Source organism: Clostridium sp. UBA5712, from assembly GCF_002419845.1.
In the GTDB taxonomy this organism is placed as follows: Bacteria; Bacillota; Clostridia; order Clostridiales; family Clostridiaceae; genus Clostridium_J; species Clostridium_J sulfidigenes.
In genome coordinates, this window is sequence record NZ_DIGW01000010.1 from 298,409 (window position 1) to 324,181 (window position 25,773).

Consider the following 25,773-nt stretch of genomic DNA (forward strand, 5'->3'; position numbering starts at 1 on the left):
TTGAACCTAATAATATACTTTGCTATTCTATTATTAAATCATATTACAATTATTATAGGGATTATATTTTATAAAAGGAGAATATATTTATGACTAATTATACTAAAGATATTACTAAGGCCTTTGATGAAAAATTAGATGAAACTTCAATAGAATTAAGAAGAAAGGTTCAAGGCTTCTTATATGATAACTGTGAGTCTATTTTTAAGAGAAGCACACTACCTACACCGGCAGAAAATTATAATGAAAATGATTTAACTAAACTAGTAGATATAGTAGACAAGTATAGTGAAATATATAAAGATTCAATAGGAATAATTAATGGTACAAAAGTAGATTTAAATCAACGTGAATGTATAGCATGTACAAGATGTACTAAATATTGTCCTAGTGGCGCCCTTGAAAAAATAAATAAAGAATTAGTCCTACATGAGGACAAGTGTTTAAGATGTGGAAATTGCATTGGCAACTGTTCATTCTTAGCCCTATCTTCAGCAGGAACAGGATTAACTATTTATATTAATAGTACAGAATTAGCCTGTCCTCCACACATATTACCTAAATTTTATGGCATAGAGGAAATTCCTAAGGTAATGGATAAACTTTTATCCTTCTATAATGCTCATAAAATCCAAGGGGAGGCCTTTGCAACTACTGTTTATAGAATAGGTTTTAATAACCTTTTAAATTATATTGAAGACTAAAAAGAAAGCCCAGAAAGGAACTACCCTTTCTAGGCTTTTGGTATTATTATCTAATAAGTAAGTAAATAAACCCTAAAATTACAGCAACAATAATTCCAGTAGCTATCATATTTGCTTTAAAAGAGTGATTATAATAATATTTTTCTGTATCAGCACTTCTTCCCTTAAACTCTGAATCCTTAGCATTAGCTCTTTTAAACAAATCCACTGACATAATACCAACTCCATTCAATTTAAAATATTACTTATATTCTGTTAATTGTACCACCTAGTGTAGTTAAAAAATTTATTAATACCTAAAAGTATCTAAAAAGTACTTATAAGTTTATATAGTATTAATTGCCGTATAATAATTCTTCTCTTCTGATTTTGCATATTCTAAATTTTTTCCTATACTTTGAAATAAATGATCAAAATAAGTTGTAAAATCTCCTTGAAGAGTTTTTAATAGTTTTTCTTTTATTAAAGCTACATTGTTATAAAGTTCTTCCTTTTTTCTTTCCAATGCCTTAAAGTCACAGTAATATTCACCTTTGAATATACTATCTTCTTTAAAATCCAACTGAAAATACTCCTTTAAAATATCTTTTTCATCTAAAATTAATATATTAGATATATCTATACAGTACTTCTTTAGCTCATTATAATTACCATACATCTTATTCCATTTATTATATAAATCCATAATTAAGCCTTGATTATATACTTTTATATTTCCTCTATAGCTATCTATAGATTTAAAAACATTAATACCACTGATAGATTTCATATTATCCATGAGTATATCTATAATAGAGTTATAATAATTATCCTTTATGGACTTCAATGAAGATTTAATAATTTCACAAGTTATATAATTAAACTTATCTTGAAAACTTCTACACATGGCATAAAACTCTTCTTCACTATTTATATAATAAATTAGTCTAGTAAATTCATTATAAAATATACTGTTTATACTGAGTTCTATTTCATCTGTTATTTCATCAAAGCTAAATTTACTTATATTTATCATCATATTTAAAAAGTCATGCTCTAAGGAAAACACCTTATATCCTATGGTACATTCTCTATTTTTCATAGAATTATCGTAAGTAGTTGTATATCCTATTGATTCTATTTTAGTTAAATTTGATTCACAAATTTCTTTGGCTAAGTATTTATTTAATTCTTTTTTATAAATTTTTATTCTTTTAGTAAATTCATCTCCAAAGGCTTCATTAATTAAGTTAAGTAGTACTTCTATAAATTCTTTCCTTACCACTTCTGATATCTTTTCTTTTAAAGCATCTAAGGAATTTAAAATCTCATCTTCTTTAATAATTATTTTATCTGAAATATCACCCTTATTTAAGGTATCTATTCCCCTTAAATCAACCATTAATTCTTTGAATGTATTCCAAATAAACCTATGATAAGATTTTATTTCTTCTTCTAAAGCACCCATTACAATGTTTTTAAGATGAACAACTCCTATTTCTATGTATGATAATGTCCCTTCCATATCCTCATAAACATATCTATTTAGTTCATTATATATTTCTTTTTCACCATGCTTCATGTGAAATGTATACACCTCTAGCTCAAATTTCTTTTTAAATAGATTTAACCTAGAATTTATATTTTTTTCTATACTATCTAAAATATCATGGATGAATTTCTTATCTATTTTTACTTCCTTACTTAAAGCATTGCAGCTTACCTTATGATCTTCACTAGTATGTACTTTATGAAAAACCTCTTCAATTCTTTCCTTTTCTTCTACTATAACAAAGGTATTAAAATCTCCAATGAACTTCTTTGTTGTAGACTCTGTAATAGAACTATCATATTTAAAATAGCTTGAAAATTCTTTCTGTAAATATTCAAATATCTCTACAATATCTAGATACAAGTTTATTTTATTATACAATGAAGTTACTAGTGTTTTATTTACCTCTTCCATAAGTGCTCAACTCCAATACTTTAATTGAATAACTTATTCTACAAAATACATAAAATTCCTTGTTTCAAAAATAATTCACTACAGAAATCTATTAATATTCTCCTCTAATAATAAAAGGTATGCCTCATTTTATGGCATACCTTTTCTATTATTCTACTTCAACTTCTTTATCTAGTGAAAATAAGTATAAGTATTTCCTTACTTTTTCTTTCTTAAAGGCATCTTTTATAGCTTTACTATAATAATCTAATTGCACTTTATATCTTTCTTTAATTTCTTCTATATTATCTGCTTTTACATAATCAGTTTTATAGTCTAAAATAATCCCTTCTTCTCCCTCTTCAAAGTAACAGTCTATAACTCCTCTTAAAAGCATCTTTTCCTCTAAGTAAGTTTCTTTACTAACATTAGGATAAATAGTAGAAGCACTGATTTCCACTCTAAAAGGCAGCTCTCTTTTTAAAGAGTTTTCTTTAAAAGCTTCTATTACTTTTTTTCCTATGTTACTCTGTAAAAACTTAAGAATTTTATCTACCTTAACTGATTTTGCTGCTTCAAAGGTTATTAACTCCTTCTCTACCATGGTATTAATTTGCCTTGTAAGGTCATCTTTAGAAAGGTCACCACTTAGGTCTAATCTTTGCATTATATTGTGATAAGCAGTTCCCACCTCTGATGGAGTTAATCCTTTTTTTTCTTGAAGAAATAGTGGTGTTTGCATTAGAGGCCTAAACTTTCTCGGTCCTTCTACTTCATCTCCATAGGTTATAGTTTTATAATTATCTTCATCTAAACCATCACCTTCTATATATAGATTATTTTCTCTATTGGTTTCTTGTAGATTATTGTGAAGCTCTTTTAACTCTGTAACAGTTATTACTGTAGGCAGCTTTGTTGCTTCCTCATATTTATAAGTAAATTCTAATCTTTTTTTAATTACTTTATAATAATCTTTACTTATAATTTCATCAGCATTATCTAAAAGTTTATTTATTTTTTCCTTTACTGGCACTTCTTCTAAGGCTGCATCTTCTATTTCTTCAAAAATTTCTCTAGAATATATACCTACCTTAAATCTACTATGATCTTCTTTAAAATCTTCCTTTAAAATATTTTCATTATAATGCCTTAGGGGTTCTCCAGCTTTATGATTTATAAGAGAAGCTCCTATCCAATCCATATAATTTTTTTGATTTTTTACATAGGTTGATTTTATACTTCCATTTTCATATATACCTGCCCCAGACCATTTTTCAATTTTCTTATCTAGAGCCTTACCACTTCCAACTAAGATTAATTTTTCCTTTGCTCTAGTTAGGGCAACATATAAAAGTCTCATCTCTTCTGACTTGTTTTCCCCTTGAATTTTTTTGCTTATAAACTCCCTTTGAGATGTGTTATAACTAACTCTATTATCTAAATCAATATAAGTAGGTCCAAAACCTAATTCATGGTGGAATAGTATCTTGCCTTTTAAATCACCTTCATTAAATCTTTTACCAAGACCACAGAGAAATACTATAGGAAACTCTAAGCCCTTACTTTTATGAATACTCATGATTCTTACTACATCTTCATTTTCTCCTATGATTTTAGCACTTCCCATATCTTCACTACTAGTTTTTATATTATTGATAAAATTTATAAAATTATATAAACCTCTATAGCTAGTTCTTTCAAAATCCTTAGCTCTCTTAAATAAAATTTTTAAGTTAGCCTGTCTTTGCTCTCCTCCAGGCAATGCTCCCACATAACCGTAGTAGCCTGTATCCGTTATGATTTCCCATATGAGCTGATTTATAGGGGTATATTTACTTTCTAATCTCCAGTTATTTATTTTATCTAGGAAGGTTTTTATTTTTATTTTTAGACCAGTATTATTATAGATTTCTTCCCAAGTATCACTAAGGTTTTCATCTTCATAATCCTTTTTCTCATAATCTAAAAGGCCTACCATGGCATGATAAAAACTCACATTTTTATTAGAAATTCTTATATCCGCTAACTCTTCTGTAGTGAATCCACCAATAGGTGACCTTAATACAGCAATTAGAGGAATATCTTGTATTGGATTATCTATAATTTCTAAAGCACTTATAACTGTCTTTACTTCAAGAGTATCAAAATACCCCCCTCCCCCTTCTGAGAAAAGAGGAATTCCTACTCTTTTGAATTCTTCTATAAATATAGGAGAAAGCTTATTACTTGACCTTAAAAGAATAACCATATCTTTATAGGTAGCTCTTCTATAATCATCTAAGTTCTTATCATATACCTTTAATGAATTTTCCCCATGATGCTCCATTAGCTCTCTTATTCGTTTTGCCACAAATCTAGCCTCTAGCTGCATAGAATCTAGTTCTTCTTTATCCAGTTCTTCCTCACTACTTGTGATATCACTTTGTTCTTGAAGCTCTTCTTCTATTTCATTATTTTCATTGACTTCAACATCTTCATAATCAAGGTTTATAAGGTTAAATTCCACCTCTCCACCAATATTACCTTCACCTAAAAACTCTTTATAACTGGTCCCAACCTTGAGCTCTTCACTTTCATCATAGGCTAGTTCCCCTACATCCTCACTCATAACAGCATTAAAGATATAGTTTATCCCGTCTATAACCTCTCTTCTACTTCTAAAATTTTTATGGAGAGTAATAAGAGCATTATAGTCATCTCCATTTTTAGTGTAGGTTTCTTTCTTATTTTTAAATAGCTCGGGCTTTGCCATTCTAAACCTATATATACTTTGCTTTAAGTCTCCAACCATGAATACGTTTCTTGTATCCTTTTCTGTTCTACAAATAAGATTGATTATTTCTTCCTGAACACTATTTGAATCTTGATATTCATCTACTAGTATTTCTTCAAATTTATCTTTAAGCTCTAACGCAATGCTTGATAGTTTATTTTTATCCTCCTTATCTCTTAAAATTTCAAGGGCAAAATGTTCCTGGTCATTGAAATCTATGATACCTCGTTCTCTCTTTTTCTTATCAAAGATATCTTTAAATTCTATTACTAGGTTTGTTAGTTCCTTCATTAGTGGATAAAGTTTTTTAGTAATTTTAATATTTTCCTCAGAAGTAGCATTTAATATCTTACTCTTTACCTCCACATATATTTCCTTAGCAGCATCTCTTAAATTCTTGGCTTTTTTTTGTATTACTTTCTCTTCCTCTGTTAACTTTGTTAAAGTTGGAATTCTTCCAAAACCAGTTTCTTCAATGTATTGTCTATCTTCCTTTAGTTCACCTTCAATTATTGTTAAAGTTCTCTCTAATATTTCTCCATCATTTTCAAAGGCAGCCTTATATTTATCAATAATAGGATTATTTAGTACAAAATCTAACCCTTCATTATTTATCTCTAAAGCATTTATTATATCTTCTCTTAATTCTTTTAGTAAGGCATCCTTAAAAGGTAATTTTTCAAAGGAAAAATCTTCACCCACATTGAAAATTTCGGATTTGGATTTTAGCCAAGCTACAGGAGCACCCATACTCATAGAAAAGTTATATAATCTTAGCACCATTTCTGCCAATGCTCTATCACTTTTATTATCACAATAACTCTCTACTAGCTCTATAAATTCCTCTTTTCCTTCAATATATTTCCCTTCCATAAGTTCTTCTAAGGCTTCTACCTTTAAAAGATTTATCTCCGTAGTATCCCCAACTCTAAAGTTTGGTTCTATATCTAATTGATGAAAGTTATTTTTAATTAGGTTTAAACAAAAGGAGTGAAGAGTTGATATACTTGCCTTATTAAGAAGTATTAATTGAGTTTGGAGGTTTCTATTATTAGGCTCCTCTTTAATTCTTTTATTAATAGCTTCTCCTATACGTTCTCTCATCTCTGCCGCTGCTGCATTAGTGAAGGTTACTATAAGTAATTTATCAATATCCACAGGATTATCTCTATCTGTGATAATTTTTATAATTCTTTCAACTAAAACTGCAGTTTTTCCAGAACCTGCTGCTGCAGATACTAATGTGTTTCTATATCTAATATCAATGGCCTTTTGTTGGTCCTCTGTCCACTTTACGCTACTCATTACCTTCACCTCCTTTTCCCTCTACTTCAAGCTGCTGAAGAAGTTCTTTTTTATTTTTTCTAGGCATTACTTTAAAATTATTAATCCCCATTGTTTCATCAAACTGACATATAGAAGAAAACTCACAAAATTCACAGTAATAGCTTTTTCCATTTTTACATGGAGTTACTTCTATAATTCCCTCTAACATATCTTCACAGACTTTTCTAACCTTTTCCTTCATGTGACTTCTAAGCACATTAAAACCTTCATAGGTTATCACTGAGCTATTATTCTTTGAAAATTCGGCTTCATCACTACCCTTTTTGGGTTTATTTAAAGCTACAGGAATTATGGAAGAGGTTCCTCCTTTTTCTATGGTTTTATCCATTTCCTTAATTACCTTTAAATCTCTTATGACGATTCCCTTCATTTTTAACGCCTTTAATACTTCTTCTTCTAAATTCTCCATGGTAAGTTTTTTAGACCCATCCATTATTGGATCATCTACAGAAAGATATACCATAGCTCCTGGCATGGTTCTTCCTTTTCCTTCCGATACCACTGGTTTTTTAGACACTTTCTCTTGTTCAAGAGTTAAAATTGCATCTAAATAAGTTAGTAACTGAATTTTTAATCCATTATATACATCATTTATATCTAAGTCTATTTTTCCTGTTTTATAATCCACAACTCTATAATAATTAACTCCATCTATTGAGGTTTTATCCACTCTATCAATCTTTCCTTGTAATTTTACTACTTCTCCTGTGGATAAAATTATTGGTATTGGTGGATAATAATCATCTTTTTCAAATCCAAAGGAAATTTCATAGCCTATAGGCTGAAAAGTTCCCCTTTCCATCTGCTCATTAATAATTAACACCATTCTGTATAAAATTCTTTTTACCCTTGTAGCTACATATTCATATCTCTTAGAACTTTTTAATATTCTATGTTCCTCAGAATTTATAAGCTCTGATATAACATCACTTATAACTCTTTCACAAAATTCTTTATCTAAAGTTCCCCACACCGCTTTTTCTTTCTCTACTCTTTTAGAAAACTTTTCAAGGCCTTCATGAATTAGATTTCCAAAATCCAGGGGTGCAAAGGTATAAATCTTTCTTTCCTTAGCTTTAAGACCATACTTTACAAAATAGCCAAAGGAGCAATTTGCATAGGCTTCTATTTTAGATACACTGAGACTTTTCCCATATAATTGCCTTATTTTATCTTTACTTATGGCTTCTATATGATTTTTATATGTAAAGCCACTTATTACCTTGAGAAGTTTTTCTCTATATTCTGGCTCCTTATAATAATATCTATATATCTCCTTCCAAAGGTCTGTTATCTCATCTTTCTCTATATATTCATGGAGCTTTTTTATTAAATTATTAAAGGTAGGAGTTTTTCCTACTATGCCTTTTTCATCTTCTCCAACTTCATCCTTTAATATATCTGTATTCTCCAAAACATTAGTAAATAAGGATTTTAACCTTGAAATCACCATGGAATATCTCTTAGTCTTTCCTTCTAAATCAGCAATTGGATAGGTAATATATAGTAGATTACTTGCAATACTTAGCAAATTGTATATTAAATATTGTTCTCCAAAGGCTAGTTCAAAGCTATTATCTGCCACACTTATATTATTATTTTTAAACACTATTCTATCATTATCATTAAATAGACCTTCATCTCCTGTAATCCTTGGAAGTACCCCATCATTTACACCAACAACTATAGCTACCTTTACCTCTTGAGCCTTTATTCTCTCAGCACTTCCTACCACTACTTGATCCATAGATGTAGGAATTAACCCCATTTTATTATGGGATATGCCCATAGATAGGATATTATTAAACTCTTCAATGGTCACCACTTCTTCTCCAAGAATATCTACAAACTGATCTAAAAGCTCAATAAGCATATTCCAGATACTACTATACTCATCCACTAATAAAAGATTATTATCTCTTTTAAATTTCTCTATATATTCATTTACATTTTCATAAACTCTATTATCAACTAAGAATTTATAAATACTTGAGCAAATATCTTTAACCTTATGTTTACCTTTTAATTTCTCCTCTAATTTAATGAGAGGCTCTATTCCTTTATTTTTTATTTCTATTATATTTTCATACTTAGAACTCTCTCTCCAATACTCATCATTATCATCTATCCACTTTTTCCTAGTTTTAATACCAAACTCTAAAACATAATTCTCTAGTAAATCTACTTCTGATGGTGATAAATTTGCAAAACCACTTTTAAAATAATTAACTATGGAATTATCTCTAAAGCCTTTAGAAAATATGTTTAAAAGTGAAGTTATATATATAACCAATGGATTTGAAGCTATATCTTCCTTATCATCAATAAAAAATGGAATCTCATATTCTTCAAATATTACTCTAACTATGTCCTTATAGTTTTCCAAATCTCTACTTATAACTATAATGTCCTTATATCTAAAGTCCTTCTCTCTAACTAGTTTCAATATTTCCTTGGCTACATATTCTACTTCTCCATAGGGATTCTGAGCTTTAAATATACTTATATTTTTTGTAGGAGTTTTTAATGCTTTTCCCCTATTATTAAAGTAGTTTTCCTCTAAGAAGGACAATTCCTCACTTTCTTTAAATCTATGTCCAATGTGTAAATGAAGATTATTTTTAGGATAGTATCCATAATCTTGTGCAAGTTTTGTAAGCTTTTCTTCTGTAGTATAAATTGGATAAAAAGGATTAGTATCCTCATTTTTATCTTTGACCTCATCCCCACCATAGGGTATTGTTATATTGACATTGGCACACACTCTTAAAAGTTTTCCTATGATGTCATATTGCTGAGGAGTGAAGCCACTAAATTCATCTATCCACACTTCTGCTCCCTTTAAAAACCTACTTTCTTCAATCTTTCCTTTTAAAATGGTTAAATTATCTTCAGGATCAAAATATCCTTCACTAAGTTTATCTTGAAACTTTGAATAAATTGCTTCAATATCACTTAACTTATCCACTAGTAGTGAACTTTCATCCACATTTTCCTTTAAATCTTTAAGAGTCTGTGGAGTAATTTTATGTCTTTTAAATTCCGTAAGTACTCCTATGATTTTATCTATAAACCCCTTTTGTTTTGTAGCTTGTTTAAATATGCTAAGTTTATCTTTTGACTCATCTATAGCTCTTCCTACAATTATTGCTTTTCCTGTATCATTCATGTACTTATGAGTTACTCCACCTACTTCATTAAAAATAGTAAAAGCTAATCTTTTAAAACTTAAAAGATGTACATTATTTATTCCAGTGGCACCAATCCTCTCAATGAGAGCCTTCTCTGCTCTAAAGGATAACTGCTCTGGAACTATTAATATTAATGGAGTTTTATTATCAAAGGATTTTTCATAGATTTCTTCAATACAGGTATAACTCTTACCTGTACCTGCTCTGCCGTAAATAAATCTAATTCCCAAAATCTCACTTCCTAACTTTTAAATATCCTTATATATTTCACAATTTCTTATAGTGTCTTTCTTACTTTATTATTACCTAATTATAGCATAAACCAATGATTCTTTTTTAATATCCTTAGCTTATTTATAAGTATCTAAACATCTCTATACTTACCCATTATTATAATTAAATCAAAAATAATAAATCTATAAATTCTTTCTCTTTTAATACAGCTTTTCTTCCACTTTTAAAATATCAAAATCCCTGAAACCCTTGTGGCGAGAACAACTAGTTAACTAGTTATATATTTATATAGTTTCCTAGGTAACTAGTTTTATATTTATCTATATAAATAGTTCCATATATACCTATTTATATAGATAGATATATTAAATGAAGAAAATATAGTTTTAAGTATTTCGTGTAATATTTAACAAAATTAGACCTTAATAATTTAAAATAAATAATTTCATTAGTTTTTTAATTAAAAATTTAATCAGCCTTTATACATTGCAAAATATTTAAATTAGGGGTAAACTAGTATGGAAGAAAATTTTTTATTTATGGAGGGTTTAACATATGAATAAACTTATTTCAATTGATGAAGCAGTTGCTAAAATTCAAGATGGAATGACTGTTATGATTGGTGGATTTTTAGCTGTAGGTACTCCAGAAGCTATTATAGATGCTTTAGTTAAAAAAGGCGTTAAAGATTTAACTATCATAGCAAACGATACTGGATTTCCAGATAGAGGTATTGGTAAGTTAATAGTTAACAAACAAGTTAAGAAAACTATTGCATCACATATTGGTACAAACAAAGAAACTGGAAACCAAATGAATTCTGGAGAAATGGAAGTAGAATTATCACCTCAAGGAACTCTTGCTGAAAGAATCAGATGTGGCGGAGCTGGTCTTGGTGGATTCTTAACTCCAACTGGCCTTGGAACAATTGTACAAGATGGTAAAGAAGTTATTACTGTTGATGGACAAGAATACATTCTTGAAAAACCTCTTAAAGCAGATGTTGCTCTTTTATTCGGTTCAAAGGTTGATAAAAAAGGAAACGTATACTACAATCAAGCAACAAGAAACTTCAATCCTTTAATAGCTACTGCTGCAGATACTGTAATCGTTCAAGCTGAAGAGCTTGTAGAAGTTGGAGATATAGATCCAAACGTAGTTATGACACCATATATCTTTGTTGATTATATAGTAAAGGGGGAGAACTAACATGGATAAGAACATGATAAGAGAAGTCATTGCTAAAAGAGTTGCAAAAGAACTTAACGATGGAGACGTAGTTAATCTAGGTATAGGTCTTCCAACAATGGTAGCTAACTATATACCAGAAGGCATAGATGTAACATTACAATCTGAAAATGGATTCATAGGAATTGGTGCTGCTCCTGCTCCTGGAGAAGAGCAAAAAGACCTAGTAAATGCTGGCGGACAACATGTTACTGTTATCCCTGGAGCTGCATTCTTTGATTCTTCTGTATCTTTCGGAATAATCAGAGGCGGTCATGTTGCTGCTACTGTACTTGGAGCTTTAGAAGTTGACCAAGAAGGAAACCTTGCAAACTGGATGATTCCTGGTAAAATGGTTCCTGGAATGGGCGGAGCTATGGACCTAGTTGTTGGCGCTAAAAAAGTTATAGTAGCTATGGAACATACAGCTAAAGGTAATCCAAAAATATTAAAGAAATGTACACTTCCTTTAACTGCTGCTCATCAAGTAAACTTAATTATTACTGAAATGGCAGTTCTTGAAGTAACTTCAGAAGGTCTTGTTCTTAAGGAACTTGGACCAGAAGCTACTATTGAAGATGTAAAAAATGCAACACTTGCAGATCTTATAATCCCAGAAAACGTTAAGAAAATGGAATTATAATTTTACTTAAAATAATTAATTAAAGTCTATTGGTAATTAAAAATAATTACCAATAGACTTATATTGGAAAGGAATTTTTTTATGCCACCTTACAAAAATTATGCAGAAGATCAAGTTGAACATGTTTTAAAAAGTGTGCTTAAAGATTATCCTAATATTTGCACTTGTCAAAAGTGCCTTGATGATATGTCTGCTCTTGCCCTAAATTCTATAAAACCCAAGTATGTGGTTAGTGAAGAAGGTAAAATTTATACTACTGCTTTAAATGAAATTGACAAGCAAGAAGAAATCTGTATAACTGCTCAAGTTATTAGAGCTGTAGAAAAAGTTTCAGTAAATCCTAAACACCATGAATATAGATAAGGTAAGAGACCCTATGATTAACTAATTGATTAAATCATAGTGGTCTTATTTTTTATTTATTTTCATTGCTTTTATACTTTTCATATATTTCTTTTACATATATAGTTAGCTTTTCTTTATTATTATATTTAGGATCTTTAATAACCATTTCTAATAATTCATCTAATATTTTTCCTATTACTATGCCTTCTTTTACCCCTAAATTTATTAAATCTTTTCCTGTAATTTTCAAGTCAGTCTTCCTATAGACTTCTTCATTTTTCATAATTTCATCTAAAATTAATTCTATTCTCGTCTTATTTAAATTGAATTGAGTTATCATTTCTAAGTTTTCTTCTTTTAAAAATGTTTTCGTTATATCTTTTACAACTATTAATTCTCCTAATACATCTAATCCTGTTCCTTGTAATAGCCTTTTAAGATATGCTTTATCTTCATAAATTGGAGTATCATAATATGCTATAAGTGTACTTACGTTCTTTATTGTCCTATTATCATAATGAAGTTCTTTAAGAATTTCTTTACATTTAATGCTTATCTTTATGTCTTGCTTAGGTATTAACTTAGATGTATTCTCTTTATAATCAATTCTTATATTATTTTCATCTTTATTACTTTTTAATATATAGTACAAAAATACAGTTAATCTCACATAAAGTTTTTTAGGACATCCCTCTATAACCTTAATACATTCTTTTACCTTAAAGAAATCATAAATATATTTTTCTTTATCTTTATATAGATAAGGTACTAATATAGGCATAATTCCCATACTAAGCATATATTTAATTCCATCACCAGGGTAATCAGATAGTATTAGCTTATTTAACTCTACAATTATTCTCTCCCTAGAAATTTTCTTAAAAAGCTCCTTGTTATTCTCTATGGCAATTAGAGTTTCTTTTTCTATTTTGTAGTTTAACTGTGCCATAAATCTTAATCCTCGCATTATCCTTAATGAGTCTTCTTTAAATCTTTTATTTGGTTCTCCTACACACCTTATAACCTTATTTTCTATATCCTTAATTCCATTAAAATAATCTATTATTCCTATTTTATGATTATAAGCTATAGCATTTATAGTAAAATCTCTTCTTCCTAAATCATCTATAAGTTTTGAAGTAAATTCTACTCTATCTGGTCTTCTCCCATCGGAATAATTCCCATCTACTCTAAATGTAGTTATTTCTACTGCTTCATTTTCCATTAATACTACCACTGTTCCATGTTCAATTCCTACATCTATAGTTTTTTTATCTATAAATATTTCCTTTATTTCCTTTGGAGTTGCTGAGGTACATATGTCCCAGTCATTAGGCTTTTTACCTATAATACTATCTCTTACACACCCACCTACTATGTACGCTTCAAAGCCATTTCTTTCTATGTCATTAATACAATTCTCTATATACCTTGGCATGTTAATATACATACTTATACCTTCTCCTTAAATACACCTATTTAATTTTACAATGTAATTTATACCACAAAACTGTTTACAATTAAATTTAAAATATAAAAAACAACAAAAAAGTTTTCAAATTGTTACTATTTCGTAATGATTATACATAATATTTCCTTTATAATTATTAGTATAAAACATAATAACTAATTAAAGGAGATTCTTATGAAAAATACTTTATTTCATTCTAAAAAACATAATAACTCACATGGTAAACTCTGTGTAATGGCTTCTATATTTTGCTTCATATTTATAGGAATTTCAGTCTTTGCTAATTCAAAGGAGAAAGAATACCAGTTTAAAAATAATGAATTATCTACTGAAATAGAATCCCTTAAAGCTACAAAGGCTAATTTACATAAAGCAAATAAGACCTTGCTAGAGTCAAGTTCAGATTTAGATGCCTTACTTGACGAACTTGCTGAAATTAATAATTAACATAAGGAGCTAAAATCATGAATTACAATATTAATCTTGAATCATCAAAAGGGAATATTAGAAGAAGAAGAAGAAAGAAACCCTCTATATTAAGTATTATATCCTTATCAGCTTTATGTTTATGTTTTTTTATATCAGTATTAGCAACAACAAAAATGTTTGTATCTTCTAGTAAGCAAAGTAATCTAATAAAAGAAATCGATTCTTTATCATCGTCTAACAACTCTATACTTGCAGAAAATATTAAGTTAGAAAAAGAACTAAGTGAAAAACAATCCGCATATGATAAGGCAATGTCACAAAAAAAGATTGCTCATTTAACCTTTGACGATGGTCCTTCATCTAATACCTTAAAACTGTTAGATGTACTTGACAAATACAATGCTAAAGCGACTTTTTTTGTAATATACAAAGAAGGCTTTGATGACATTTATAGAGAAATCGTTAATCGTGGACATGTTCTTGCTAACCATACATATAGTCATAATTATCAAAAGATTTATTCATCTACTAAGGCCTTTATTAGTGATGTGGAAGCTCTTGATAATAAGCTAAAAGAAATAACCGGTAAAGAACCCTCTAAAATTTTACGATTCCCAGGTGGTTCAAATACAGGATATATGAGTGAACATAAAAATATGCCTCATTGTATTTTTAAAGCCCTAAAAGACCGTGGGTACACCTATTTTGACTGGAATGTTGATTCTTCAGATGCTACTAAGGTAACATTGGATGAAAAAAGTATAATAAAAAGTGTTCTTGATGGTAGCTCTAACGTTAATACAGCTAATATATTAATGCATGATACAAACTTCAAATATACCACATTAGATGCAATGCCAAAAATTCTTGAAGGTTTAAAAGCTCAAGGATATGTATTTAGACCTTTAAATCACAATTCAGCTGATATTCGTTTTATAAATTAACAATTAAATTTTATAACTTTACCCAATTACAAAATCTATTTATAAGGGTTGTTTCAAAATAATTCACTAAATCTTACTAAGTATTGAGCTTGTACTTTAATAAAATTTAGCTTATTTTGAGACACCCCTTTAGTTATTTTATATGCTTATATTCCAATTTTTTTCTTTTTGTTTATTAATTTTCCCCATTATATACACAGCTAGAATTCCACTTACAAGTCCAACTACTGCTCCACCTAATACATCCGAAAAATAATGAACATACAAATATATTCTAGAAAAACCTATTAAGATTGCCAAAGATATAAAATAAAACTTATATCTCTTAATATATGTGGAAAGTACATATGCTACAGCTATAGAAGATGCAGTATGCCCTGATGGAAAAGAAAAACTAATAGGCAGTTTTATTAGAGGATTATCTATAGGATATGCAATAATGGGTCTTACTCTCTCCACTAAATGCTTTATTACTCCCTCTGTTAAAATTGTACCTATAGATATTGCTAGTAAACTTGTTATTCCTACTTTTCTATATTTTTTAGTGCATATAAGAATAATGCTAATTGCTATCCATATAAACCCTGCATCTCCCAGCCTTGTTATGAATGGCATCATAGTATCAAAAATTTTATTCTGTAACCCAAAATGTATAGCATCAGTTATACCCTTATCTATTCCGTATAGCCATTGATTCATTAGTTTATCCCTTTCTTAAACAATCTTTTCTATATTTTGTTTTTTGTTACTATTACTTTGCTTCTAACTTTAATTGAATATGTCCTTAATTCCAATAATCTCTTCAACATATGGTTTTCCACTAGAGGTGTATATCTCTTTTAATTCAGATACTGTTACACCCTTTATTCCTAAGTATATCTTTTCTTCATTAACCTGTTCCTTCTGCCCTTTATTTTTCTTTTCATAATCCTTTTTATTTACAAATACTCCTATAACATCGTGAATTATATAATGACTATTTTTATAATTCCCTATGAATATAGCTACATGCCCATTTAAAAATATAAGGGTTCCAGGTTTCAAGCTATCTAACATTTTCAATCTTTCATGATAAGTCATTTCTTTATGAACAAGCAATGTTTTCCCAACTGATTTTTTTAATTGATCACCACTATTTCTTGGAAATTGTATTCCAAAACTTCTAAAGGTATCTATGATAAGGGAAGAACAATCTCTTCCATTGAATTCTCCACCCCACCCATACCTTTCTCCTTGGAATTTAAATATTTGTTTTAATATATTACTTCTGTTACATTTTAAATATCCTCTATGAACATCTTCATTGTATGGAATTAAAATATTAGTAAACTTTAATTTACTATTACTTTCTCTTAGTGGATACTTAACTACATAATTACCTTCACTATACATATCATAAATTAATTCTTCCTTGCTCAAATTAGTTTCTATTGGTAGTTTTACTCCCATATCAATATCTAAATTTCTTAATGCCTCTATAAAAGGATTATAACCGAGATTTATCTTTTTACCTGTAACTACAATGAAATCTTTGCATTTACAATATTCTTCTATTTCTTTTTTACTTCCAAAAGCTATATTCTCTTTTTTAATCCATCCTAAATAATTATAGGTTTTGCAAAAACACCATTTTCCATCTTTACTAAAAGCATATATAATACAAGGTTCCGCTGCATATATAGCACTTTCCATAAATCTGTCTAAATCATATTCTTTATCCCCCTTAAACACTCTATCACTAGTAGGAAATGTTCTTATACTTCCCCTCTTTACCACCAATCCATATTCTATAGAAATCTTGTCCTTTATTTCTTTTAAATTCATATCATCAATAAGTTTATCATAATATTCCTTGTTTACTTTACTACCATTCTTGTATCTATCACCTTCCGGAATCTTACTTACACAATTTATCATAGTAACTACATATTCTTTAGCTACTTCATTGGGTTCATTAAATATATCATAAATATATCCCTTTTTAATTCCTTCAGCATTGTACTTTTTTATTTCATCCTTAGTGAGAATAATATCTTTACTTCTCTTGCATAATTTTATCCATAAATCACTATAGTACATTTCATCCATAACATTTAGATTAGTATTACGATTCATAGTATATCCTCACCTCTAATTATATATTTTCACTTAAATATTTCTTAATTTCAAGCAATCCTTAATATAATTATACTATTTATTTCGCTAACATATTATAAATTTACATAAATATAAATTAAATGTAATCCTTTCTTATTATTCTTTATTTACTTAACAATTTATGTTGACATTAAACATATATATGTTAAAATAAAGTTAATAATTTCTGCATCATAACCTAAGATTTATGATATAATAGAATAATAACTAATAATATTATCGCAATGAAGAGGACAGTAGATATGTCACTTTATTTACAGAGAGAAAGCACAGTAGCTGAAATTGCTTTTAAATAAATCATGTTGAAGACCACCTCTGAGTGACTCTAATAAAGTCCGTTAACTACGTTATAGTTTTTAAAGTGGTCCTTTATATCAATTTGTTAAATTAGTTATCTTTATAATCTAATTTTAATAAGTTTAAGGACAATTTGGGTGGAACCACGGGTATACCTCGTCCCTTTTCTTTATGAAAAGTGACGAGTTTTTTTATTTTATATAAGATGAAACTACATCTCACATAGGTTGGATGAAGTAAATTCGAGGACCAAATCAAAGATTTACTTTTCTCGCTTTGCTCGATATGAAACTCCATCTCACATACATTCGGTGGAGTAAGTTCGATGAACCAAATCAAAGATTTGGACTCTCACTTAAAGCTTTTGGCTAGAATATTAGATATAGAAGGGAGATTTTTAAATGATTAAAATTACTTTAAAAGATGGATCAGTTAAAGAATTAGAAAATGAAATGAGTATTATTGAAATTGCAAAAAGTATTTCTGAAGGACTCGCTAGAGTCGCTACAGCTGGAACAGTAAATGGAAAAACTGTAGACCTTCGTTATATAGTTAAAGAGGATTGTGAATTGAATATTTTAACTTTTAATGAGGATGAAGGTAGAAGAGCTTTTAGACATACAGCTGCTCACATATTATCACAAGCTGTTAAAAGACTATTTCCTGAAGCAAAACTTGCTATAGGACCCGCTATAGATAATGGCTTCTACTATGACTTCGACCTTGAAGGTGGATTTTCTAACGAAGATTTAGATAAAATAGAAGCTGAAATGAAAAAAATAGTTAAGGAAGATTTATCAATTGAATGTTTTCAACTTCCAAGAGAAGAAGCGATTAAACTTATGAAGGAACAAGATGAACCTTATAAGGTAGAACTTATAGAAGATCTACCAGAAGGTGAAATCATAACTTTCTATAAACAAGGTGAGTTTACTGACCTTTGTGCTGGGCCTCACTTAATGACTACAAAACCAGTGAAAGCTTTCAAGTTAACTAAACTTGCAGGAGCTTATTGGAGAGGAAACGAAAAAAATAAAATGCTTGCTCGTATTTATGGAACTGCCTTTACAAAGAAAGCAGAACTAGATGAATACCTAGAAGCTGTAGAAGAAGCTAAAAAACGTGACCACAATAAGCTTGGAAGAGAACTAAAGTTATTTACTACCTCTGAACCAATAGGTCAAGGTCTACCTCTTCTAATGCCTAAGGGTGCTAGAATTGTTCAACTTCTTCAAAGATGGGTTGAAGATGAAGAGCAAAAAAGAGGCTACCTATTAACTAAAACACCATTAATGGCTAAAAGTGATTTATATAAAATATCTGGACACTGGGACCATTATAAAGAAGGAATGTTTGTACTAGGTAATGAAGAAAAGGATAATGAAGTATTTGCATTAAGACCTATGACTTGTCCATTCCAATTCACAGTTTATAAAGCTGAATCTAAAAGTTATAGAGACTTACCTCTAAGATATGCTGAAACTTCTACATTATTTAGAAATGAATCTTCTGGAGAAATGCATGGATTAATTCGTGTAAGACAATTTACAATTTCTGAAGGTCACCTTGCATGTAGACCAGATCAACTTGAAGATGAGTTTAAAGGGGTAGTTGACTTGATTAACTATATGCTTGATACTCTAGGTCTTAGAGAAGATATTAGTTATAGATTATCTCTATGGGATGAAAATAATAAAGAAAAATATATTGGAGAACCTGAAGCTTGGAATGCAGTTCAAAATAAGATGAGAGAAATCTTAAATCATCTTGGAATTGAATATACTGAAGCTGTTGGTGAAGCTGCCTTCTATGGTCCTAAACTTGATCTTCAGATTAAAAATGTTCATGGTAAAGAGGACACTATAATTACAGCTCAAATAGACTTCTCTCTTGCTGAAAGATTTGGAATGACTTATGTAGATAAGGATGGTCAAGAAAAATATCCATATGTTATTCATAGAACTTCTATTGGTTGCTATGAAAGAACTCTTGCCCTTCTTATTGAAAAGTATGCAGGAGCATTCCCAGTATGGCTTGCACCAGTTCAAGTTAAACTACTTCCAATCTCTGAGAAGTATCATGACTATGCTGATGAAGTTTATGCTGAACTTAAGAAAAATAATATTAGGGTTGAAGTTGACTACAGAGCAGAAAAAATTGGTTATAAGATTAGAGAAGCACGTAATGAAAGAGCTCCTTATATCTTAGTTGTAGGAGAAAAAGAAGCTGAAAATAAAGAAGTTGCAGTAAGAAGCCGTAAAAACGGAGATGAGGGTTCAATTTCTATAGATAAATTCATTGAAAGAATTGTCAAAGAAATTGATAGTAAAGAAAGATAATTGAGTAAACAGAATTTAATGTAACTAAGGACTGAGATAATCTCAGTCCTTTTATTATACTAATTTTTAATTCTATATGTAAAAAGAGCTATTTTAAAATAGATAGCTCCATATTAAAATAGCCACTTTCATTAACTATAAACTATAGTAATTCACTTGAGCTAATACTTCCTAATAGTGGTGGATGTTCTCCATTTTTAGGAATACCAATAACTGTTGCACATAGTAAAACAAAAACTCCTAGTACACACATTTTTTTACAAAACTTACTCATTTATCAAAGCACCTCCTTTATACATATTTTATCATTGAAAGAAACAGATTGCAATAAATGTTGTATCATATATAAACACTTTTCAGCCTTTTCATATTCTTTATTTTTAAAATAAAGTTCTTGAAGTTTAGTATAATATTTTATCTTCAAATCTGAATTATTAGTATTTTTCAAAACCCCAATAGCAGCTTCTATAATCTTTTCTAATTCTTCTTTCATATTTAATTCACAGTAAATTTTCTCAAGGAGTTCATAGCCCTTAAATATATACTCATAATCATTATATTCGTTAGCTTTTTCAATACCAAGTTCTATTATCATTATAGCTTCGTCATAAAGCTTTTTATTAACATAGATATTGGCCTTTTCAATTAAGGTGTGAGATACATTTTTATTATCAACCTTATTTCTAATTTGTTGAGATTTATTATAGTAATCCAATGCCTTAGATAATTTTTCTTCTCGTCTATATAAGGAACCTAGATTGTTATATATGAGTCCTAGTATCTTAGTACTTTCCTCATCATTTTCTTCCTTTACTATTTCAATTAACTCCTGAAGTATTGTTATAGCATTATCTATTTCATTTAATCCTTCATAACAGTTGGCCTTTAATATATTCACATAAACATAATTTAAAAATCTTTTTTCCATGTCAATCCTATGAATAAATTTATTTATAATATCTATAGCTTCTTGAAATTTATTTATACAGCTATATGCTACTGACAAATTATATGTAGCATACCTTAAAACCTTTTCATCCTTAAACATTTCTGCATTATATATTGCTTTATTAAAATATACAATAGCCTCTTCATAGTCAAGAAGTAAAAATTTACAATAACCTAATCTATTATAAACGTAACATATTTCACTATTTAGCTCTTCACCTCTTAAAATATCCATAGAATAAAAATAATTTTTATAGGCTTCTAGATATTGATTTTCTCCAAAATAAAGATCTCCCTTTCTTCTGTATACCTTGGCTTCAATTGAATTTAAGTTATACTCTTCTCCAATATTCATAATTTCGTTTAACTCATCCATGGATAAATCATTTTTAAGGATTTTTTCACAATATAATTTAGCATCTTCTTCCACACTTCTTGAAAAATAATCTTCTTCTAGCTCTAATTCAATATTCAATTCTTTTGCTTTTTTCATAAACTTTTCGGTAATAATCTTTGATGCCTGTAATGTAATATTCCTTCTTCCATTTTCCAATAAACCTAAATATCCTCTGGTAAAATGAGAATCTTGAAATTCTTGCTGAGTCATTCTTAGTTGTTTTCTTAATAACTTTATTTTTTTATTTCCACTTATAAACTCCACACTTCTATCCATAGCCTTCTTATTAAACCCCTTCTATACCTAAGTTTTAATTTTTTATTTTCTACTTCATCTTAAATCATATCATTTTTAAATTCATACTACAATAAATTGGATACTACATTTATATATAATATGTATCTCAAATACATATTATTCCATAAAAATATATTCTTTTTTTTATATCTTCATAGAATTTTAAGATGAAAATAAAAATTTATTTACAAGATACTACATTTTTCGTGATACAATATGTAATATTCAGTGTTTCACTGTAAACTGTTAAAGTAATTTGACTTAAACTTTTTATAGCATTTTTGATACAAAAATATATAATAAAAGTATAATATTAATAAGGGGATGATCTTATGGACAAAAAACTAATTTCAATTCTTGCAACTGTAGCTTTAGCTGCAACCTTCACTTTTCAACCTGTAAGTGCACAAGGCTTAGAAAAACCTACAAAAAATAAAGCAGATATCTTAAAGGAATTCAAAAATTTAAACAAAGGTAAGGAGAAAGTTCACATTGACAACAAAGATGGAATGAAACTATTTATAAGCGGTATCCTATCGGAAACTGTTAATCCATCTTCTAGTAGTGTTATTGATTTCTTAAATGAAAACATGTCACTATTCAATATGAAAAATATTAAAAATAACTTTTCTCTTATCACTGCTGAACAAGATGATTTAGGATTTACCCATATAAAACTTCAGCAAACCTTTGACGGAAAAAAAGTTTATGGAAAAACTATAACTGCACACTTTGATAAAAATGGTGTTATTACTGGACTAACAGGAACTTTAGAAAATAGAATATCCTCAGTAACTAAAAAGAATAATAAACCCCTTACTGCAGATAAAGCTATAGAAATAGCTAAAGCTTCTAAGACATTTACTGAATTAACAGAAGAAGTCAGAGCTGAAAATTATATATACTTCGACGATAAAAATGCTTATGAAGTTTATAAAATAAACCTTGCTTATGATCTTCCTGAAATGGAAAGTTGGGAAATATTTGTAGATGCTTATAGTGGTGATATTATAAAAACAGAAAGTTTAATAAGAGAAGCCGGTCCAGTTACTGGTACAGGCATCGCTGTAAATGGTACTACTAGAGAGTTAAATTTATACCAAAATAAAACTAACTCATATCAATTAAAAGATACTACTAAACCTATGACTGGAACTATAAACACTTATACAGCTAACTATAGAACTACAACAACGGGTACTTTAATGACAAGTTCTAGTACTACAGTTTCTGATAAAGCTGCAGTAAGCGCCCATAGCTATGCAGAAGTTGTATATGATTTTTATAAAGATTTATTTAATAGAAATAGTTTAGATAATAGAGGCATGTCTTTAACTTCTGTTGTACACTATGGCTCTCGTTATAATAATGCTTTTTGGAATGGATATAAAATGGTTTATGGTGATGGTGATGGATCCTATTTTGCTCCATTATCAGGAGATCTTGACGTAGTTGCTCACGAAATGACTCATGGAGTGACTTCAAACTCTGCAGATCTTGCTTATGAAAACCAATCTGGAGCATTAAACGAATCTATGTCAGACGTTCTAGGTGTTTTAGTACAAACCTACGACAAGTACAATGTTGCAAATGGCGGTCAATGGACATTCAATTCTTCTGATTGGGTAGTTGGAGATGAAATTTATACTCCAAAAGTATCAGGAGATGCATTAAGAAGCTTAGCAAATCCAACACTATATGATCAACCTGCTCACATGAATAATTATCAAAATCTACCAAACACAGAATCTGGAGACTGGGGTGGAGTTCACATCAACTCTGGGATTCCTAATAAAGCTGCTTATTTAGTTGCTCAAAATATAGGCTGTGAAAAAACTGCTGATATATATTATAGAGCATTAACTGTTTATTTTAACTCCACTACAAATTTCTCTCAAGCAAGACTTGGTTTAATACAAGCTGCAACAGACTTATATGGAGCAAATTCAACTGAAGTACAAGCAGTATCTAATGCTTTAACATCAGTTGGAATTCTAGGTAACTAGCAGTACTCCTATTTATAAAAATTTAAACTCTATATCTAGTATTATGATTAGATATAGAGTTTTTTATTTTTATTTATAATAGGATAATGCCTTTTTACCCATCTTAGTCCATACTGACTTAAATGTGCTTTTATCAACCTTTGCATTTTTAACTCCAGTTAAAGGATCATTATAATATATTGAATTCTCATCCATACCTGTGATTAATACTGCATGTTGAGTAAAATAAGATTTTATAACTGTTCCATTACTGGTCCAAGTATGAGAGACTTTTGGTTCTTTAAAAGTAGATGTTATCCATACTACAATTGGTCTTCCACTTGATAGTACATTTTCCAACTCACCATAATCACACCCTGTCAAATCTAGTGCTTTATCTGGTAAGTATTCATTTATTACTGGTGCAAGAGCCACAGGATCTATAGAATATCCAGGAGTTTTACCTGTTATATCTCCAACAAATCCCTTCTTTGGATTTCCCCATTCTATTATACTTCCTTTTGAGTCATATTTAATTGGAGTTAAATCCCTCTTGACCTTTCCAATTACAGAATCCTTACTAACGTTAACTCCTGCATAATTTAGCATCATAGTTAAGGATGTTGCCTCACATCCATTTTTATATTCTGGCAACTGATTAATTATAGCTACATCTAGATTTATTTGCTTTGATGCATTTAATGCTTTTTCTAATTCATCTTTCTTTCTCTGAAGCTCTTCTTCTTTTAATCGCTTTTCTTCAGCCTTTTTAGCTTCTGCTTCTTCCTTAGCTTTTCTTTTAGCTTCTTCTTTTGCTGCCTTTTCTTCTTCTTTTTTCCTTCTCTTTTCTTCCTTTTCAAGCCTAGCTTCTTCCTCTGAACTTATATAACTAACATTGCCCTTACTAGCTAAAAAACTCATATGATCTTGAAGAGCACTAACCTTTTTACTTTCATAAATATATATGTTAAATGTAATTGTTAATGCTACAAAGGAAAGTGCTAATATAAACAATGCAAAAAGCTTTTTCATAGTACTCCCTCCCTAGTATATAACTCCTATAGAATATTAATTTAAATCCGCCTTTTTAATATTATCGTCAAGTTCTGATTGTACTTTAGGCGGTTTAGTTGCAATATATACAGCTGATATAATAATTATTGAACCTATTATTTGACTAAATCTCAAAGTTTCTCCAAGTATAAAGAAACTAAATATAAAAGTAACTACAGGACATAGGTTTAAGAATAAAGTAGATATACCTACATCTAATTCCTTAAAAGCAAAATTATATCCAAAGTTTCCAAAAGAAGAACATATTAATGCTAAAAATAAAAGATTTAAAATTATATTACCATTAATCATCTGGAAATTTATAGTTTCAAAAGGTAATAAGGGTATAAATGCTAGTGTACCAAAAATAGACTGATAGGTTGTAATGGTTATGTTAGAATATTTTTTAAACAGAGGCTTTGTAATTATTAAATACCCACACCATGCTATTACGCTACCAAACATATAAAGATATCCTGATAAAGACCCACCTACTACATCTTTTCCTATAACTAAATAAATTCCAAATATAGATACTATAATACTAATTACACTTAATCTAGATATCTTTGTTTTATAAAATATTTTATCTGCTATTATTGCTGCTACAGGTAAAGTAGCTACTATTATGGATGCTGAATTGGCAGACACCCTTAATATACCATTATTTTCAAAGAAGAAATATAAGGTGATAGCAAAAATTCCACTAACAGCCAATCTTCCATAATCTTCTTTATTAACTTTCTCCTTATTTGTAAATTGTTTTATTATAATAAGTGTTACAGTGGCAATAAAAAACCTAACAAAGGCCATTCCTACAGGTGAAAATGCATCTAATACTACTTTTATACTAACAAAAGAAATTCCCCAAGCTACCACTACACCTATTAACGTTATGTACGCTAATGCTTTTTTTGTCTTCATAATTTTTCCCCCTATCTGCATGCTTAATTATATCATAATCTTGTACTATTTCTATTATTAATATAAACATTTATTATACTCTAGCATCTTATATTCATATAATAAATCCACTACACTTATTAAAATCTGATAAATGTAATGGAT

The 25,773-nt window shown here is 29.1% G+C and carries 19 protein-coding genes and 1 other annotated feature; of the genes, 8 read left to right on the plus strand and 11 right to left on the minus strand.

Annotation, left to right across the window (positions count from 1 at the left end):
- Nucleotides 1-89: 89 nt before the first annotated feature.
- A complete protein-coding gene (locus B3B03_RS05385) occupies nucleotides 90-704 on the plus strand; it encodes a 4Fe-4S dicluster domain-containing protein (protein WP_346876650.1) in 615 nt (204 codons plus the stop codon).
- Nucleotides 705-750: 46 nt separating this feature from the next.
- Here the strand turns inward: B3B03_RS05385 and B3B03_RS05390 are convergent, their stop codons facing one another.
- The 4 genes from B3B03_RS05390 to addB all read right to left on the minus strand — a co-directional run bounded on the left by B3B03_RS05390 (nucleotide 751) and on the right by addB (nucleotide 10,169).
- Nucleotides 751-918, minus strand: a complete 168-nt coding sequence (locus B3B03_RS05390) for a hypothetical protein (protein ID WP_156964387.1) — start codon at nucleotides 916-918, stop codon at nucleotides 751-753.
- Between the two features lie 111 nt (nucleotides 919-1,029).
- Entirely contained in the window at nucleotides 1,030-2,649 is a 1,620-nt protein-coding gene (locus tag B3B03_RS05395) for a hypothetical protein (RefSeq protein ID WP_346876651.1), read from the minus strand.
- Between the two features lie 148 nt (nucleotides 2,650-2,797).
- Nucleotides 2,798-6,706: a helicase-exonuclease AddAB subunit AddA gene (gene addA / locus B3B03_RS05400; protein WP_346876652.1), complete on the minus strand. Its 3,909-nt coding sequence runs from the start codon at nucleotides 6,704-6,706 to the stop codon at nucleotides 2,798-2,800.
- The gene (gene addB, locus B3B03_RS05405) at nucleotides 6,699-10,169 is read right to left on the minus strand and encodes a helicase-exonuclease AddAB subunit AddB (protein WP_346876653.1); all 3,471 of its coding nucleotides are present in this window, start codon (nucleotides 10,167-10,169) and stop codon (nucleotides 6,699-6,701) included. The genes addA and addB overlap by 8 nt, the downstream gene beginning before the upstream one ends.
- A 559-nt stretch (nucleotides 10,170-10,728) precedes the next feature.
- On the opposite strand from addB, the gene atoD reads away from it, so the two are divergent.
- The 3 genes from atoD to B3B03_RS05420 all read left to right on the plus strand — a co-directional run bounded on the left by atoD (nucleotide 10,729) and on the right by B3B03_RS05420 (nucleotide 12,406).
- Nucleotides 10,729-11,382 carry an acetate CoA-transferase subunit alpha gene (atoD, locus tag B3B03_RS05410; RefSeq protein ID WP_035135146.1) on the plus strand — a complete coding sequence of 218 codons (654 nt, stop codon included), beginning with the start codon at nucleotides 10,729-10,731 and terminating at the stop codon, nucleotides 11,380-11,382.
- 1 nt (nucleotide 11,383) lies between these two features.
- Complete coding sequence (locus B3B03_RS05415; protein ID WP_035135145.1) at nucleotides 11,384-12,043, plus strand: 3-oxoacid CoA-transferase subunit B; 660 nt, start codon at nucleotides 11,384-11,386, stop codon at nucleotides 12,041-12,043.
- A gap of 81 nt (nucleotides 12,044-12,124) precedes the next feature.
- On the plus strand, nucleotides 12,125-12,406 hold the full coding sequence (locus B3B03_RS05420) for a late competence development ComFB family protein (protein ID WP_346847702.1): 282 nt from the start codon (nucleotides 12,125-12,127) through the stop codon (nucleotides 12,404-12,406).
- A gap of 52 nt (nucleotides 12,407-12,458) precedes the next feature.
- Here the strand turns inward: B3B03_RS05420 and B3B03_RS05425 are convergent, their stop codons facing one another.
- Nucleotides 12,459-13,838 (minus strand): CCA tRNA nucleotidyltransferase, encoded by a 1,380-nt coding sequence (locus B3B03_RS05425; RefSeq protein WP_346847703.1) that lies wholly within the window; start codon nucleotides 13,836-13,838, stop codon nucleotides 12,459-12,461.
- Nucleotides 13,839-14,033: 195 nt separating this feature from the next.
- Here B3B03_RS05425 and B3B03_RS05430 point away from each other — a divergent pair, with 195 nt between their 5' ends.
- A complete protein-coding gene (locus B3B03_RS05430) occupies nucleotides 14,034-14,306 on the plus strand; it encodes a hypothetical protein (RefSeq protein WP_346847704.1) in 273 nt (90 codons plus the stop codon).
- A 17-nt stretch (nucleotides 14,307-14,323) separates the two neighbouring features.
- The gene (locus B3B03_RS05435; protein WP_346876654.1) at nucleotides 14,324-15,232 is read left to right on the plus strand and encodes a polysaccharide deacetylase family protein; all 909 of its coding nucleotides are present in this window, start codon (nucleotides 14,324-14,326) and stop codon (nucleotides 15,230-15,232) included.
- A 138-nt stretch (nucleotides 15,233-15,370) separates the two neighbouring features.
- Here B3B03_RS05435 and B3B03_RS05440 read toward each other — a convergent pair whose 3' ends face one another.
- Both B3B03_RS05440 and B3B03_RS05445 read right to left on the minus strand, forming a co-directional pair.
- A complete protein-coding gene (locus tag B3B03_RS05440) occupies nucleotides 15,371-15,931 on the minus strand; it encodes a phosphatase PAP2 family protein (RefSeq protein WP_346876655.1) in 561 nt (186 codons plus the stop codon).
- A gap of 69 nt (nucleotides 15,932-16,000) precedes the next feature.
- Nucleotides 16,001-17,347, minus strand: a complete 1,347-nt coding sequence (locus tag B3B03_RS05445; RefSeq protein ID WP_346876656.1) for an SH3 domain-containing protein — start codon at nucleotides 17,345-17,347, stop codon at nucleotides 16,001-16,003.
- A 257-nt stretch (nucleotides 17,348-17,604) separates the two neighbouring features.
- Nucleotides 17,605-17,853, plus strand: a binding site (T-box leader).
- Between the two features lie 234 nt (nucleotides 17,854-18,087).
- Here B3B03_RS05445 and thrS point away from each other — a divergent pair.
- Nucleotides 18,088-20,025 carry a threonine--tRNA ligase gene (gene thrS, locus B3B03_RS05450; protein ID WP_346847708.1) on the plus strand — a complete coding sequence of 646 codons (1,938 nt, stop codon included), beginning with the start codon at nucleotides 18,088-18,090 and terminating at the stop codon, nucleotides 20,023-20,025.
- A gap of 142 nt (nucleotides 20,026-20,167) precedes the next feature.
- Here thrS and B3B03_RS05455 read toward each other — a convergent pair whose 3' ends face one another.
- The gene (locus B3B03_RS05455) at nucleotides 20,168-20,299 is read right to left on the minus strand and encodes a hypothetical protein (protein WP_346847709.1); all 132 of its coding nucleotides are present in this window, start codon (nucleotides 20,297-20,299) and stop codon (nucleotides 20,168-20,170) included.
- 3 nt (nucleotides 20,300-20,302) lie between these two features.
- Nucleotides 20,303-21,646 carry a helix-turn-helix transcriptional regulator gene (locus tag B3B03_RS05460; protein ID WP_346847710.1) on the minus strand — a complete coding sequence of 448 codons (1,344 nt, stop codon included), beginning with the start codon at nucleotides 21,644-21,646 and terminating at the stop codon, nucleotides 20,303-20,305.
- Nucleotides 21,647-21,999: 353 nt separating this feature from the next.
- Here B3B03_RS05460 and B3B03_RS05465 point away from each other — a divergent pair, with 353 nt between their 5' ends.
- Nucleotides 22,000-23,673, plus strand: a complete 1,674-nt coding sequence (locus tag B3B03_RS05465; RefSeq protein WP_346847711.1) for a M4 family metallopeptidase — start codon at nucleotides 22,000-22,002, stop codon at nucleotides 23,671-23,673.
- Nucleotides 23,674-23,742: 69 nt separating this feature from the next.
- On the opposite strand, the gene B3B03_RS05470 is transcribed toward B3B03_RS05465, so the two are convergent.
- On the minus strand, nucleotides 23,743-24,684 hold the full coding sequence (locus B3B03_RS05470) for a C39 family peptidase (RefSeq protein WP_346847712.1): 942 nt from the start codon (nucleotides 24,682-24,684) through the stop codon (nucleotides 23,743-23,745).
- A gap of 36 nt (nucleotides 24,685-24,720) precedes the next feature.
- Nucleotides 24,721-25,629: a DMT family transporter gene (locus tag B3B03_RS05475; protein ID WP_346876657.1), complete on the minus strand. Its 909-nt coding sequence runs from the start codon at nucleotides 25,627-25,629 to the stop codon at nucleotides 24,721-24,723.
- Nucleotides 25,630-25,773: the final 144 nt, after the last annotated feature.

Coding starts and splice junctions, on each gene's coding strand:
- thrS (WP_346847708.1), top strand. CDS start 18,088: ATGATTAAAATTACTTTAAAAGATGGATCAGTTAAAGAATTAGAAAAT.
- B3B03_RS05420 (WP_346847702.1), top strand. CDS start 12,125: ATGCCACCTTACAAAAATTATGCAGAAGATCAAGTTGAACATGTTTTA.
- B3B03_RS05455 (WP_346847709.1), bottom strand. CDS start 20,299: ATGAGTAAGTTTTGTAAAAAAATGTGTGTACTAGGAGTTTTTGTTTTA.
- B3B03_RS05445 (WP_346876656.1), bottom strand. CDS start 17,347: ATGAATCGTAATACTAATCTAAATGTTATGGATGAAATGTACTATAGT.
- B3B03_RS05460 (WP_346847710.1), bottom strand. CDS start 21,646: ATGGATAGAAGTGTGGAGTTTATAAGTGGAAATAAAAAAATAAAGTTA.
- B3B03_RS05475 (WP_346876657.1), bottom strand. CDS start 25,629: ATGAAGACAAAAAAAGCATTAGCGTACATAACGTTAATAGGTGTAGTG.
- atoD (WP_035135146.1), top strand. CDS start 10,729: ATGAATAAACTTATTTCAATTGATGAAGCAGTTGCTAAAATTCAAGAT.
- B3B03_RS05415 (WP_035135145.1), top strand. CDS start 11,384: ATGGATAAGAACATGATAAGAGAAGTCATTGCTAAAAGAGTTGCAAAA.
- B3B03_RS05435 (WP_346876654.1), top strand. CDS start 14,324: ATGAATTACAATATTAATCTTGAATCATCAAAAGGGAATATTAGAAGA.
- B3B03_RS05425 (WP_346847703.1), bottom strand. CDS start 13,838: ATGTATATTAACATGCCAAGGTATATAGAGAATTGTATTAATGACATA.
- addA (WP_346876652.1), bottom strand. CDS start 6,706: ATGAGTAGCGTAAAGTGGACAGAGGACCAACAAAAGGCCATTGATATT.
- B3B03_RS05395 (WP_346876651.1), bottom strand. CDS start 2,649: ATGGAAGAGGTAAATAAAACACTAGTAACTTCATTGTATAATAAAATA.
- B3B03_RS05385 (WP_346876650.1), top strand. CDS start 90: ATGACTAATTATACTAAAGATATTACTAAGGCCTTTGATGAAAAATTA.
- B3B03_RS05465 (WP_346847711.1), top strand. CDS start 22,000: ATGGACAAAAAACTAATTTCAATTCTTGCAACTGTAGCTTTAGCTGCA.
- B3B03_RS05430 (WP_346847704.1), top strand. CDS start 14,034: ATGAAAAATACTTTATTTCATTCTAAAAAACATAATAACTCACATGGT.
- B3B03_RS05440 (WP_346876655.1), bottom strand. CDS start 15,931: ATGAATCAATGGCTATACGGAATAGATAAGGGTATAACTGATGCTATA.
- B3B03_RS05390 (WP_156964387.1), bottom strand. CDS start 918: ATGTCAGTGGATTTGTTTAAAAGAGCTAATGCTAAGGATTCAGAGTTT.
- B3B03_RS05470 (WP_346847712.1), bottom strand. CDS start 24,684: ATGAAAAAGCTTTTTGCATTGTTTATATTAGCACTTTCCTTTGTAGCA.